The organism is Corynebacterium atrinae (genome assembly GCF_030408455.1).
GTDB lineage: Bacteria > Actinomycetota > Actinomycetes > Mycobacteriales > Mycobacteriaceae > Corynebacterium > Corynebacterium atrinae.
The window spans coordinates 650850-664239 of record NZ_CP046977.1 but is presented as its reverse complement, the minus strand read 5'-3'; the positions used below and the strand labels follow the sequence as shown (position 1 = coordinate 664239).

Below are 13390 nucleotides of genomic sequence, written 5' to 3'. Positions count from 1 at the left end.
GCAGAATGTTGGTCATGAGCCTCCGAGTCGCCGCCTCAGCCTTCGCTTTAGCCGTGGTTCCCGCTCTCGCCTTGAGCGCCTGCGCGGCCCCCAAGGAGAAGGCGGGCCTGGCCGTCGAACCGTTGGAGGCCAACATCATCACCTCCTACCCATTTGACGTGTTGAGCTTCACCCAAGGGTTGGAGATGGAAGAGGACGGCACTCTGCTCGTCGGTACCGGCCAATGGGACAAGTCCCGCCTCTATCGCCGCGACTTGTCTGGCCAGGAACTGGCGTCGGTGGACCTGGAGCCGCGGTTCTTCGGGGAGGGCATCACCCGTCACGGCGACGTCATTTGGCAATTGACTTGGCTCAACGGGATCGCCATCAAGCGCGATGCGCAAACGCTGGCGGAATTGGACCGCGTTGACTACCCCGGTGAAGGCTGGGGGCTGTGCTCCTTCGCGGACGAACTCATCATGTCCGACGGCACGGACGAGTTGCGCCACCTTGACCCCGTAACCTTCGAGGAACGCTCCCGCACCGTGGTAAACCGTGAAGACCAAGAAGTCATCGACCTCAACGAACTCGAATGCGTCGATGGCAACGTCTACGCCAACGTCTTCCTCAGCACCGACATCTTGCGTATCGACGCCGCCACCGGCCAGGTCACCGGCACCATCGACGCCTCAGGGCTTCCCAACAATTCCAACCCCGATCCCAACAATGTCCTCAACGGGATTGCGCACATCCCCGGCACCGATCGCTTCCTGCTCAGCGGCAAGCACTGGCCCGACCTGTATGAGGTTGAGTTCGTTCCCCAACGGTAGGATGGGGACCCATGGCCACCCGTAAACAGGCGCGGCAGAAGTCCCTGCTGCAGATCCTCGCTCTTCTGATTGCCGTCGTTATCCTGTTGGTCGGCGGTGTGTTGCTGCAGAATTGGTGGAACAATCGCCCCGGCCCACAGCCGCAAGATGTGACTATCGGCGCGAGCGTCGGAGACACCTCCCTCGAGATCTCCCCGTACCTGGTGTGCGAGCCAGGCGTGGAATGCCCCGAAGGCGAGGTACCCAATCTAACGGTGGGCCCCGAGGACACGCTGGTGCTAGAGATCCCCGAGGAGATCTACGACCACGACTGGCAAGTCCTCATGATCTACGACGATCCGGCGGCCAACGACCAACAACTCCATGGCGCCAACGACGCAGAGCGAGTGGAGATCCCGGGTTCAACCGAGCCGACTGGCGAGAACTCCGACCGCCCCCGCCTCATGGTCGTCGAGGTTTCCTCCGTCATGCTCGGATACAACGAGGCCGGCGAGGAAACTCCTTATACAACGGTGTGGTCACTGAGCACGATGAGCTAGCGAACGCGACGCGGCACTAAGCGTCGAGCTCCTTCGCCACGGCGCGGAGGATTTCCGCGACCTGGCGGCCGACCTTACGCTCGGGGTAACGGCCAGCGGCGAGCCCGGGCTGCACCTGGGTTTCAAGCAAAGTAAGCAAGTCGGAAATCATGCTGGAGAGTTCCTCCGGCTTGTGCTTGTGAGTGGGCCGGCGGCGCGGGGAGTCCAGTACTTTGACGCGCAGCGCTTGGGGGCCGCGGCGGCCGGCAGCGAAGTCAAATTCAATGCGCTGCCCAGCAACCAGCTCTTCTACGCCCTCAGGCAGCACCTGCTTGCCGACATACACATCCTCATCCCCCGGGTTAGAGACGAAACCGAAGCCCTTTCCGGCGTCGTACCACTTCACCTTGCCGATCGGCACGATCCTCACCACTTTCCTTTTCTTAACACGTGAAGGCACGAGTATACCCCGGCCACGGGTGAGGATCACGCGCCCTCCTCCGCCCGTTACCGCGGCCACCGCACCATAATGAGACACACGTCACACTAGAGGCGGTTGGCGGGGCTGGCCTGGGAAAAACCGTTGCAGCCCCGCCTTGACCAAAGGAAATTAGAGCCAACTTGTGAGTCGAGCGTGACTAAAACGTTATAAACCGTTACTCTGCATGGCAGGCACAGCGTCGGTCATACCCCTCGCCTCCCACGCCGAATCCTGTCCAGGATGGCGAGAGACCACGTAAGTCGTGCACCACAATCGTGAATAATTCCATGTGGACAGGAGCGGGGAAACCACCGCGGACCTCAAGTATCACCAGAGTTTCGCAACGGGCATCCGCCCTCGGGGTGAAGCCACCATCTGGCCGGGCACAGTGATCCTCCGCCCGAACCCGACAGCTCACTTCGCAGGCGTCAATATGAGAGGAACACTTTTCAACATGGCACGTCATTCCCGCAAGACCGCGTCCCTCGGCACCAAGTTCGCCGCCACCACCGTCGCTTTCGGCGCAGCAGCTGCCCTGCTCGCCCCGACCGCTTCCGCAGCTCCCGACTCCGACTGGGACCGTCTCGCTCAGTGTGAGGCTGGTGGCAACTGGCAGATCAACTCCGGCAATGGCTACCACGGCGGACTGCAGTTCTCCCCGGCTACCTGGCGTGCCTACGGCGGCGCCGAGTTCGCCCCCTACGCCTACCAGGCCACCCGTGAGCAGCAGATCGCTGTCGCCGAGCGCACCCTCGCCGGCCAGGGCTGGGGCGCATGGCCCTCTTGCTCCGCACGTCTGGGTCTGAACTCCGCTCCGACCCCGCGCAGCGTGGCCGCTGACGCCCCGGCCGTCGTCCAGCAGATCGTCGAGCAGGCAGGCGCCTCCTCCGACGCCCTCGCCGTCGATGCAGTCTACAGCGCCATCCAGAGCAACCTCGCTCAGTTCGGCATGCAGGTTCCGGCTGGTCTCGAGGCCGCCTACAGCGCCAACCGCGGCAACTTCGATGCTTTCTACGGCGCTAACCGCCACATCATCGATCCGGCCCTGGGCCTCTAAACTCCCCCAGACGCCTGACACACCCCCGCACCGCTTGGTGCGGGGGCTTAGTCGTCGGAGGGACCAGTGTGGGGTGGGTGCCAAGAGTGCGATATGACTTCACCCATTAATCGAGTGCCCGGATCCCGCCACTCGATTAATGGGTGAAGTCATATCGCACTTTTACCCCGTAGGCGCGCAGCGTGTTGCCGAAGGCTCCGTAGCGAACGAGTGTGTCGGCCGAGCCATCTGATTTCCAGGCCGACCCCAAAACCCGCACTCGCTAACAACTCTGGCATCTAACTGCCTTCCGAACCCACCAAGTTGTTAGCGAAAGCGGGTTTTCACGTTGAGAGAGACGCAGACACGCCAATCCCCCGCACCCTGGCCAGCACAAACGTGCCTGGGGTGCGGGGGATCCGCGATGGAAGAAAAGTACGCTTAGTGGTTGAAGCGGGTGTACGGGTGGACGTAGCCGAGCTGCTCGGCCGGGACCGGAAGCACGGTGTCGTCGCCGAAGGGGCTGGACGCGCCAGCCAGCTTGGAGATCAATTCGGTCACCACGTGACCGTCTTCAGGGATATTCTTCGGCCAGGCCGGATCGACGTAGCCCTTCTTCTCAACGTTTGCCATGCCGTCCATTCTTGCAAACCCGGGGACAAAAAGTAACTTGAACTGCCATTAAACTCGTCCACACCATGACATCTACCCCCGATCGTCCCGATTTCCGCACCTGGTTGGCACAGCGCAGCGATGATGAGCTGAGTTTCCTCCTCGGCGCGCGCCCCGACGTGGTCTTGCCGCTCCCCCCGGGGATCACCCCCTTGGCGGCTCGCTTGCAGCTGCGTGCCTCAGTCGGGCGGACGTTGAGGACACTCACGGCGCTTGAGCTCGCGGTGGTCGAAGTCGCGGCTGAGCTGGGGGCGGAGCTGGAGCCGATCACCTCCACCGCCCTCCATGAAGAAGCAGATCGGCGCATTCCCGCTGCCACCCCAGGGCAGATCCAGGCGGCCGCGGACAGGCTAAGCGCGCTCGCCATTCTCTTTGGCAGCCCCGGCAGCCTGCTCCTCACTAGTGAAGCGATGCCGGCGTTGCCGCAGGATTGGCAGCTGCTGGACAGCACGACTCCGCAGTTGCCGGATGATCTTCCTGCCCAGCAGCGCGCCATTCTGGACACGTTGCTCCATTCCGGTGGCGTGGGCACGACCAGGCACGCCGCCCCAGATGCTGATCCCGCCCACCCCATTTCGCAACTCCTCTCCGCTGGACTGCTCACCCGCGTTGACGCGGGCACCGTGCGCCTACCCCGCGGCATTCGCGCCGCACTCTTGGGACGCCCGCAGGTGGCCCGGCCGTTGGTCCCCTCGCTGCGGGTGAGAGGGGAGATGCTTAACGACGCCCGCGGCCTCGACCGCGCCGACACCATCGGCGCCGGCGCGGGGCTCGAGGTCGCCCGCCATCTGCGGCAGCTGCTGGATTGGCTAGGTGCGCATCCGGCAGAACTTCTCAAGGATGGTGCTCTCGGTGTGCGGGCTACGGCCTCCTTGTCTCGCCAGCTCGGGGTCAGCGAGGAAGAGATCAATCGGCTTGTTGGCCTCGGCACGGCTGCCCGGCTGCTCGCCCGCGGCGAGGAAGGCTTGGCTCCCACGCAGGCGGCTGATGAATGGTTAGAGGCGGAACTGAGCACGCAATGGCTGACCCTGTTGCGCAGCTGGCTCACCTCCCCCTGGGCTACGTGGCTCGTGGGGAAGAAGGATGAGAAGAAGCTCCCGATCCGTTTGCTCTCCGAGGCGTCTCTCCGCCCGCAGTTGGCTGAGCAGCGCCAGCTCGTGCTTTCTCAGTTCTCCCACCCTGCCCCCGGGGTGAATTTGAGCGACGAGGACATGCTGGATGATTTCTTCTTCACCCACCCCATCGCCGCCACTCTTTTGCCGCCGAGCACCGTGGAAGAGATCCTCGCCGAGGCCCGCTGGATTGGGGCCCTCGCCGGCGGTACCGCCACTTCCCTGTTGCGCGCGCTGCTCGACCCGGAGGCCGATGCCGACTCCGTCGCTGCCGATACCACCCCGGGTACCGTCGAGCGCGTCATCGCGCAAGCGGATATGACGATCCTCGCCCCGGGCCCGCTTCCCCGTTCCCTGCAGACGGAATTGGAGTTGCTCGGTGACCTCGATTCGGGCGGGTTGGCCAGTGTCTATCGGGTCTCTGATGCGTCCATTCGCCGCGCTCTCGACGCCGGCCGCACGGCGGAAGAGGTGAAGAACTGGCTGGGCGACCACGTCCTCGGCGAGGTGCCGCAGTCCATCACCTATCTCATCGACGACGTCGCGCGTCGCCACGGCACCCTCCGCGGTGGACCCGCGCTAAGCTACGTGCGTTGCGATGACCCAGCCCTCCTGGCTGAGGCCGGCCGCTCGCCTGCCGCCGAAGACGTCGCTCTCCAGATCATCGCCCCCACCGTCGCCATTTCCCAGGCCCCTTTGGTCCGGGTTATCGACGCCCTGCGGGGGGCTGGTTTCCAACCCGTGGCTGAGGATGCCTCGGGGGCCTTGTTGGACATTCGTCCGCAACCTCTGCGGTTGCCCACTCCCCCGCCAGCCGCCACTCGCACCACCGCTTTACCCACCGAGCGCATTGCCGCGGCGGTGACCGCGATCCGCCACGCGGACGACACCTCCCAGAAAGTACCTGCCGAAAGCGGGAGGACTCTGGCAGTGTTGCAGGCGGCGGCGCGGGGCGGGCGGACGGTGACCCTCGGGTTCGTCGATAAGCAGGGGCGCGCTGTGCACCGGGTGGTGACGCCGCTGACGGTGAGCGCCGGCCAAGTCGACGCCCTCGACGAAGTCTCTGGTGACGTGCAGCGATTCCTGCTGCGTCGCATCACGGAGGTGCTGTTGGACTGACGTGCCATAATGGCGTCCATGGCTTTTGGCGACGGACCCCTCATCGTGCAATCGGACAAGACGGTCCTGCTGGAGATTGATCACGCCCTGGCCGATGAGGCCCGCGCCGCCCTCGCGCCGTTCGCCGAGCTAGAACGCGCCCCCGAGCACGTGCATACCTATCGCATCACGCCCCTCGCGCTGTGGAACGCGCGCGCCGCGGGCCACGACGCCGAGCAGGTGGTCGATGTCCTGGAGCGTTTCTCCCGCTTCCCCGTCCCCCAGCCTTTGCTTATCGACGTCGCCGAGACCATGTCTCGCTACGGTCGCGTGCGGTTGCACAAACACCCGGCCCACGGCCTCGTCCTCGAATCGGCCGAGCCAGCGATCCTCGCCGAGCTGGAACGGCACAAAAAGATTCGACCGATGTTCGGTGAGCGGATCGATGACGAGACCTTTGCCGTGCACCCCTCCGAACGTGGGCGACTGAAGCAAGAACTGCTCAAAGTGGGCTGGCCCGCAGAAGACCTTGCCGGCTACGTCGACGGCGAAGCTCATCCCATCGCCTTGTCCACCGCCAACGAACACTGGGAGCTGCGCGACTACCAGCGCTACGCCGCCGACTCGTTCTGGGAGGGCGGCTCAGGAGTCGTCGTGTTGCCCTGTGGGGCCGGTAAAACCATGGTCGGGGCGGCCTCGATGGCGCGGGCCCAGGCGACGACGCTGATCCTCGTCACCAATACCGTCGCAGGCCGTCAATGGCGCGACGAGTTGCTCCGGCGCACGACTCTCACCGCCGAGGAGATCGGCGAGTACTCCGGCGAACGCAAGGAGATCCGCCCGGTCACCATCGCCACGTACCAGGTGGTCACCCGCAAAACGAAGGGCGAGTACCGGGCCCTGGAGCTTTTCGATTCCCGCGACTGGGGCCTCATCATCTACGACGAGGTTCACCTCCTCCCGGCCCCCGTGTTCCGCATGACCTCAGACTTGCAATCACGGCGTCGCCTCGGTCTCACCGCCACCCTCGTGCGCGAGGACGGCCGCGAGGGTGACGTCTTCTCCCTCATCGGCCCCAAACGCTACGACGCCCCCTGGAAAGACATCGAGGCCCAGGGCTTCATCGCCACGGCCGAATGCGTGGAAGTCCGCACCACGATGAGCGAAGCGGAGCGGATGACCTATGCCACGGCCGAGACCTCGGACCGCTACCGCCTGGCGGCGAGTGCGGGGGCGAAGATGCGGGTCGTCGATAAGCTTTTGAAACGTCATGCCGGACAGCCGACGCTGATCATCGGGGCCTACCTGGACCAACTCGAAGAGTTGTCCGAGCGTTTCGACGCCCCCATCATCGAGGGCCGCACCTCCACCAAGCGCCGCCAGGAGCTTTTCGATGCGTTCCGCTCGGGCGACATCTCCGTGTTGGTGGTGAGCAAGGTGGCGAACTTCTCGATCGACCTGCCCGAGGCAGCCGTCGCCATCCAGGTGTCCGGCACATTCGGTTCCCGGCAGGAGGAAGCCCAACGCCTCGGCCGATTGCTGCGGCCCAAGGCCGACGGCGGCGAAGCCCACTTCTACTCCGTTGTCTCCCGGGACACCCTCGACTCCGAATACGCTGCCCACCGGCAACGATTCCTCGCCGAGCAGGGCTACGCCTACCGCATCATCGACGCCGACGACCTCGATTAGGATGAAACCCCATGAAGGTATTTAAGTTTGATGTCGACGAGGCATTTGCCAAGAAGAACAACGAGATGCTCAAAGACACCCGGCGTCTCCAACTCTCGGCAGGCGTGTTCGGCCTCATTCTCCTAGTACTTGCGGGGGCAGTGTACTTCTGGTTCGGCGCCGGTCAGGCCTGGGGCTTCATCACCGGACTTATCCTGCTGACCTTCGCCATCGTGTGCTTCTTCCTCGTGTTCGTCGTGCCCCGCCAGGTCGGCACCGCCCAAGACCTCTATGACAAGTACCCGCTGGCTCCGGCCGTCATCGCTGAAGTCAACGAACGCGACTTCGTCATCATGGCCCTGGTCAACACCAACGTCGACCCTGACCTCCCTCCGCGCTGGGGCGCGGCACTGCGCACTGTGACCCGCATCAACGGCATCAAGGACCCCAAGCTGGGCACCCGCCTGCCCGTTGCCGCTGTCTCCGGCCGCCGCACCGTCCGCAACCAAGACCATTGGGACGAGATTTCCCCCATGCCCATCGCCTGGGGCACCCCCGATGTGGACCTGGTAGAAATTGCCCGCAAATCCATTCCCGACGACCAGTGGAACCGCCTGGAGAAGGCCCGCAAGCGGCTCAGCGATGTCAAAGCCACCGACTTCAACCTCCTGGTGCTGTCATGAGCGGCAGGGAAGTTACGCGCCTGCAGCCCTTCGGCGAAACCGTCTTCGCCACGATGACCGAGCTGGCCGCCAAATACGACGCCATCAACCTTGGCCAGGGCTACCCAGATTCCGACGGCCCCGCCGCCATGCTCGAACTCGCCTGCTCCGAGATCTCCTCCGGCAACAACCAATACGGACCCGGCCGCGGTTTCCTGGGGCTGCGTTCGGCGATCGCCAGGCAGCGCCAGCGCGACTACGGGGTGGCTTACGATGCGGACGCGGAAGTGCTGGTCACCGTCGGTGCCACCGAAGCTATCTCCGCCACCGTCCTAGGCCTCGTCGAACCGGGCTCCGAGGTCATCGTCCTTGAGCCCTACTACGACGCCTACGCCGCCGCCATTGCGTTGGCCGGGGCGACCCGTGTTGCGGTTCCGCTGGCACCGGCCGGGGATACCTGGACCGTCGACGTCGATGCCGTCCGCGCCGCCATCACTCCGCGGACCGCCATGATCATCATCAACTCCCCGCACAACCCGACCGGCTCCGTGTTTTCCCGGGAGGTCTTGTTGGAGCTTTCCACTGTCTGCGTGGAGCTCGACCTGCTCGTCCTTTCTGATGAGGTTTACGAAAATCTCGTCTTTGACGGCGCCACGCACACCGCCCTGGCCGCCCTGCCGGGCATGTGGTCCCGGACCATCACCGTCTCCTCCGCCGCGAAAACCTACAACGTGACCGGCTGGAAAATCGGCTGGGCACTCGCCCCCGCCCCGCTTCTCGACGTCGTCCTTAAAGCCAAGCAATTCATGACCTACGTCGGACCCACGCCTTTCCAACCGGCCGTCCAATACGCCATGGAACACGAATCGGCTTGGCTCCAGGCAATGGTCAGCGACCTGCAAGCCAACCGAGACATGCTTGGCGACGCCCTCCGCACCGCCGGCTTCCCCGTCTCCTCCACCGCGGGCACCTACTTCACCGTGGTCGACATCGCTCCCCTGGGCTTCAGCGACGGCGTCGAGTTCTGCACCGCTCTCCCCCAACAGATTGGCGTTGCCGCCATTCCAGTCCAAGTTTTCTGCGACGACCCTGAACCCTGGCGCACCAAAGTCCGCTTCGCCTTCTGCAAACGGCCCGAAAGACTGGCCGAGGCCGCCCGGCGGATCACCCAGCTAGGCATTTAGTTCTCTTCGCGTGATCTCACGCTGTTAATGGGGCTCCTCTCACCCGCCCTCGGGGCTGCGAGAGGAACCCTTTTAACATGGTGATCTCACATCGTGGCAACCATGGCATCCTGGACTGGTCGTCACACATGATCAAAACCCCCGGCGACATTCAAGGATTCATCACCCCCGGAGAGCCCAATGCACACACAACACTTCTCGTCGTGCAGCCAGTCGCTCCCGATTAACAAGTAGCACTGACTAGCGTCCACGGCCCCCTAGAACCCCAGGGTCGCTATGTGCTCCAACCGAAAACAGGTCGGACGCACCAGCTGCGTCTCCACATGTGGGCCGCCGGCGTGCCGATTCTCGGCGATCCCGTGTACCCACGCATCCACACCGAAGCCGAAGAAGACTTCCGCGTTCCCATGCATCTAAGGGCTAGCGGGCTCAGGTTCATCGATCCTCTGAGTGGCAAGGAGCGGAGTTTTGCTGCGCCGTCACGGCTGTTTCCGACTATGAGCTAGCGCCAGGTGCGCGACAATCAACTTCTCGTTGTTGTGGTGTCACCGGCGATGCCAATAGCTAACCCACCCTCTTTTGGCATGCATGCAAAAGAAAAAGGCTCTGTACCACCAACCCACCAAGGGATCAATCGTACAGAGCCTTCCAACTTCTTGTTAAATTTTTAGCGTCGGCGGTAACCTACTCTCCCACACCCTCCCAGGTGCAGTACCATCAGCGCAACCAGGCTTAGCTTCCGGGTTCGGAAAGGGACCGGGCGTTTCCCTGCTGCCATCAACCACCGACACACCCACCGAAACAACACCACCCACCCCACACAAGGCAAGGCACGTGAACTGTTTCGTGACACGATGCTGTGTCAGACACTGCATAATGGACGCGAACCAACCACCACAAGGGCGATCATTGGTTTATTTTTGTTACGTTGCGCAACACCACCACACTCAATCACTCAAGCGTGCGCGTGTGTTTCGTCGGTCTATTAGTACCAGTCACCTCCACACCTTACAATGCGTCCAGATCTGGCCTATCAACCCCGTCATCTCCAGGGGACCTCACATGAAACCTCATCTCGAAACAGGCTTCCCGCTTAGATGCTTTCAGCGGTTATCCCTTCCGTACGTAGCCAACCAGCCCTGCTCCTGGCGGAACAACTGGCACACCAGAGGTACGTCCGTCCCGGTCCTCTCGTACTAGGGACAGCCTTCCACAAGTTTCTACGCGCGCGGCGGATAGAGACCGAACTGTCTCACGACGTTCTAAACCCAGCTCGCGTGCCGCTTTAATGGGCGAACAGCCCAACCCTTGGGACCTACTCCAGCCCCAGGATGCGACGAGCCGACATCGAGGTGCCAAACCATCCCGTCGATATGGACTCTTGGGGAAGATCAGCCTGTTATCCCCGGGGTACCTTTTATCCGTTGAGCGACACCACTTCCACAAGTAGGTGCCGGATCACTAGTCCCGACTTTCGTCCCTGCTCGAGCTGTCACTCTCACAGTCAAGCTCCCTTGTGCACTTACACTCACCACCTGATTACCAACCAGGCTGAGGGAACCTTTGGGCGCCTCCGTTACATTTTGGGAGGCAACCGCCCCAGTTAAACTACCCACCAGGCACTGTCCCCAACCCAGATCATGGGCCAAGGTTCAGGTATCCAATCCGATCAGAGTGGTATTTCAACAACGACTCACACACAACTAGCGTCACATGATCTAAGTCTCCCACCTATCCTACACAAACCGAACCGAACACCAATACCAAGCTATAGTGAAGGTCCCGGGGTCTTTTCGTCCTGCCGCGCGTAACGAGCATCTTTACTCGTACTGCAATTTCACCGGGCCTGTGGTTGAGACAGCAGGGAAGTCGTTACGCCATTCGTGCAGGTCGGAACTTACCCGACAAGGAATTTCGCTACCTTAGGATGGTTATAGTTACCACCGCCGTTTACTGGGGCTTAAATTCTCCGCTTCGACCCCACAAGTGAGATCTAACAGGTCCTCTTAACCTTCCAGCACCGGGCAGGCGTCAGTCCGTATACCTCAACTTCAACGTTTTCGCACGGACCTGTGTTTTTAATAAACAGTCGCTTCCCTCTATTCTCTGCGACCACCACCAGCAACCACACCGCAAAGATGTGTCACCAACAGTGGCCCCCCTTCTCCCGAAGTTACGGGGGCATTTTGCCGAGTTCCTTAACCACAGTTCACCCGAACGCCTTAGTATTCTCTACCTGACTACCTGTGTCGGTTTAGGGTACGGGCCATATACATACATCGCTAGAGGCTTTTCTCGACAGTACGGGATCACCAACTTCACCCCAAAGGGGCTACGCATCACGCCTCACACTAAATGAGGGGCGGATTTACCACTCCCCTCGTGCCACACGCTTACACCACAATCCAATAAGTGGCTTAGCTACCCCACTGCGTCACCCCATCACTTGGCTACTACCAGTTCAGGCCCCACGCACTCACACCACCAACCACAGCAAAACTGCAGTCAGGCGATGATCGCGGGCGGTTAGTATCACTGATTCACACATGGGCGCACATACACGGGTACCAGAATATCAACTGGTTGTCCATCGACTACGCCTGTCGGCCTCGCCTTAGGTCCCGACTCACCCTGGGAAGACGAACTTGACCCAGGAACCCTTAGTCATCCGGCGGATGAGATTCTCACTCATCAATCGTTACTCATGCCTGCATTCTCACTCGCACACACTCCACGCCCCCTCACGGTAACGCTTCACAGCTGTGCACGACGCTCCCCTACCCAACACCCACCCCAAAAGGCGGGTTGTTGCCGCGGCTTCGGCGGTGTACTTGAGCCCCACTACATTGTCGGCGCAGAACCACTCGACCAGTGAGCTATTACGCACTCTTTCAAGGATGGCTGCTTCTAAGCCAACCTCCTGGCTGTCTTCGCGATCCCACATCCTTTTCCACTTAGTACACGCTTAGGGGCCTTAGCCGGCGATCTGGGCTGTTTCCCTCTCGACTATGAAGCTTATCCCCCACAGTCTCACTGCTGTGCTCAACTTAACCGGCATTCGGAGTTTGGCTGACATTGCTAAGATTGTCGTCCCGCTCAACCAACCAGTAGCTCTACCTCCAGCAAGCAACACACAACGCTGCACCTAAATGCATTTCGGGGAGAACCAGCTATCACGGAGTTTGATTGGCCTTTCACCCCTACCCACAACTCATCCCCTCAGTTTTCAACCTAAGTGGGTTCGCGCCTCCACAAAGTCTTACCTCTGCTTCACACTGGCCATGGGTAGATCACTCCGCTTCGGGTCCAGGACATGCCACTAACAACACCCTCGTTAGGATTCGCTTTCGCTACGACTACCCCACACGGGTTAACCTCGCGACATGCCGCTGACTCGCAGGCTCATTCTTCAAAAGGCACGCCATCACACACAAGAGGTGCTCTGACGGATTGTAAGCACATGGTTTCAGGTACTATTTCACTCCCCTCCCGGGGTACTTTTCACCATTCCCTCACGGTACTATCCGCTATCGGTCACACTGAGTATTTAGGCTTACCGGGTGGTCCCGGCAGATTCACAGCAGATTTCACGAGCCCGCTGCTACTCGGGACAACACCAACACACACCACAAGCTATTAACGTACGGGACTCTCACCCACTCCGGCAGGCCATCCCAAACCACTTCCGCTCAACTCATGATCATGCGCGGCGGGTCAACAGCCCCACCACAGGTGCATCCCACAACACCGCATGCGCAACCCCTGTCAGGTATCACACACACACACGGTTTAGCCTCATCCACGTTCGCTCGCCACTACTAGCGGAATCATTATTTATTTTCCTCTCCTGCGGGTACTGAGATGTTTCACTTCCCCGCGTCAACCTCCACCACGACTATGAATTCATCGTGAGGTGACCACCCATAACGATGGCCGGGTTCCCCCATTCGGACATCCTCGGATCAACGCTTAGTTGTCAACTCCCCGAGGCTTAACGCAGACTCACACGTCCTTCATCGGCTCAGCATGCCAAGGCATCCACCATGTGCCCTTACACAAACACACACCCACACACACCAACCACCCAACCCCCAGCCCACCCAAAAAAAGGGCACACCAAGGAACCAAGGCAACCAGCGCGTGTGCGGTG

9 protein-coding genes, 2 rRNA genes, 1 pseudogene and 1 riboswitch are annotated in these 13390 nt (G+C 61.5%); of the genes and pseudogenes, 8 read left to right on the top strand and 4 right to left on the bottom strand.

Going from position 1 to position 13390, the window contains the following annotated elements:
- Positions 1-14 precede the first annotated feature (14 nt).
- Both CATRI_RS03360 and CATRI_RS03355 read left to right on the top strand, forming a co-directional pair.
- Positions 15-809, top strand: a complete 795-nt coding sequence (locus CATRI_RS03360) for a glutaminyl-peptide cyclotransferase (RefSeq protein WP_435384181.1) — start codon at positions 15-17, stop codon at positions 807-809.
- Positions 810-820: 11 nt separating this feature from the next.
- Positions 821-1348: a DUF2771 domain-containing protein gene (locus CATRI_RS03355; RefSeq protein WP_290219735.1), complete on the top strand. Its 528-nt coding sequence runs from the start codon at positions 821-823 to the stop codon at positions 1346-1348.
- A gap of 16 nt (positions 1349-1364) precedes the next feature.
- Here the strand turns inward: CATRI_RS03355 and CATRI_RS03350 are convergent, their stop codons facing one another.
- The gene (locus CATRI_RS03350) at positions 1365-1748 is read right to left on the bottom strand and encodes a cold-shock protein (RefSeq protein ID WP_290220930.1); all 384 of its coding nucleotides are present in this window, start codon (positions 1746-1748) and stop codon (positions 1365-1367) included.
- A 326-nt stretch (positions 1749-2074) separates the two neighbouring features.
- A riboswitch (cyclic di-AMP (ydaO/yuaA leader) is annotated at positions 2075-2253 on the top strand.
- 9 nt (positions 2254-2262) lie between these two features.
- Between CATRI_RS03350 and CATRI_RS03345 the strand changes: the two genes are divergently transcribed.
- On the top strand, positions 2263-2865 hold the full coding sequence (locus CATRI_RS03345) for a resuscitation-promoting factor Rpf1 domain-containing protein (protein WP_290219733.1): 603 nt from the start codon (positions 2263-2265) through the stop codon (positions 2863-2865).
- A gap of 420 nt (positions 2866-3285) precedes the next feature.
- Here CATRI_RS03345 and CATRI_RS03340 read toward each other — a convergent pair whose 3' ends face one another.
- On the bottom strand, positions 3286-3477 hold the full coding sequence (locus CATRI_RS03340) for a hypothetical protein (RefSeq protein ID WP_290219731.1): 192 nt from the start codon (positions 3475-3477) through the stop codon (positions 3286-3288).
- A gap of 65 nt (positions 3478-3542) precedes the next feature.
- Between CATRI_RS03340 and CATRI_RS03335 the strand changes: the two genes are divergently transcribed.
- The 5 genes and pseudogenes from CATRI_RS03335 to CATRI_RS03315 form a co-directional block, all read left to right on the top strand.
- Positions 3543-5747 (top strand): helicase-associated domain-containing protein, encoded by a 2205-nt coding sequence (locus tag CATRI_RS03335; protein ID WP_290219729.1) that lies wholly within the window; start codon positions 3543-3545, stop codon positions 5745-5747.
- Between the two features lie 18 nt (positions 5748-5765).
- Positions 5766-7415, top strand: coding sequence for a DNA repair helicase XPB (locus CATRI_RS03330; protein WP_290219728.1), 1650 nt, complete (start codon positions 5766-5768; stop codon positions 7413-7415).
- Between the two features lie 11 nt (positions 7416-7426).
- Positions 7427-8077: a DUF3239 domain-containing protein gene (locus CATRI_RS03325; protein ID WP_290219726.1), complete on the top strand. Its 651-nt coding sequence runs from the start codon at positions 7427-7429 to the stop codon at positions 8075-8077.
- Entirely contained in the window at positions 8074-9240 is a 1167-nt protein-coding gene (locus CATRI_RS03320) for a pyridoxal phosphate-dependent aminotransferase (protein ID WP_290219724.1), read from the top strand. The genes CATRI_RS03325 and CATRI_RS03320 overlap by 4 nt, the downstream gene beginning before the upstream one ends.
- Positions 9241-9356: 116 nt before the next feature.
- Positions 9357-9746, top strand: a pseudogene (locus CATRI_RS03315) (pseudouridine synthase family protein); the annotation flags it as partial.
- A 165-nt stretch (positions 9747-9911) separates the two neighbouring features.
- Here CATRI_RS03315 and rrf read toward each other — a convergent pair.
- Positions 9912-10029: ribosomal RNA gene (gene rrf / locus CATRI_RS03310) — 5S ribosomal RNA — on the bottom strand.
- A 176-nt stretch (positions 10030-10205) separates the two neighbouring features.
- A 23S ribosomal RNA gene (locus tag CATRI_RS03305) occupies positions 10206-13305 on the bottom strand.
- Positions 13306-13390 lie beyond the last annotated feature (85 nt).

Excerpts from the sequence above, each read along its gene's own strand:
- CATRI_RS03355 (WP_290219735.1), top strand. The coding sequence starts at position 821 with ATGGCCACCCGTAAACAGGCGCGGCAGAAGTCCCTGCTGCAGATCCTC.
- CATRI_RS03325 (WP_290219726.1), top strand. The coding sequence starts at position 7,427 with ATGAAGGTATTTAAGTTTGATGTCGACGAGGCATTTGCCAAGAAGAAC.
- CATRI_RS03345 (WP_290219733.1), top strand. The coding sequence starts at position 2,263 with ATGGCACGTCATTCCCGCAAGACCGCGTCCCTCGGCACCAAGTTCGCC.
- CATRI_RS03330 (WP_290219728.1), top strand. The coding sequence starts at position 5,766 with ATGGCTTTTGGCGACGGACCCCTCATCGTGCAATCGGACAAGACGGTC.
- CATRI_RS03360 (WP_435384181.1), top strand. The coding sequence starts at position 15 with ATGAGCCTCCGAGTCGCCGCCTCAGCCTTCGCTTTAGCCGTGGTTCCC.
- CATRI_RS03340 (WP_290219731.1), bottom strand. The coding sequence starts at position 3,477 with ATGGCAAACGTTGAGAAGAAGGGCTACGTCGATCCGGCCTGGCCGAAG.
- CATRI_RS03335 (WP_290219729.1), top strand. The coding sequence starts at position 3,543 with ATGACATCTACCCCCGATCGTCCCGATTTCCGCACCTGGTTGGCACAG.
- CATRI_RS03320 (WP_290219724.1), top strand. The coding sequence starts at position 8,074 with ATGAGCGGCAGGGAAGTTACGCGCCTGCAGCCCTTCGGCGAAACCGTC.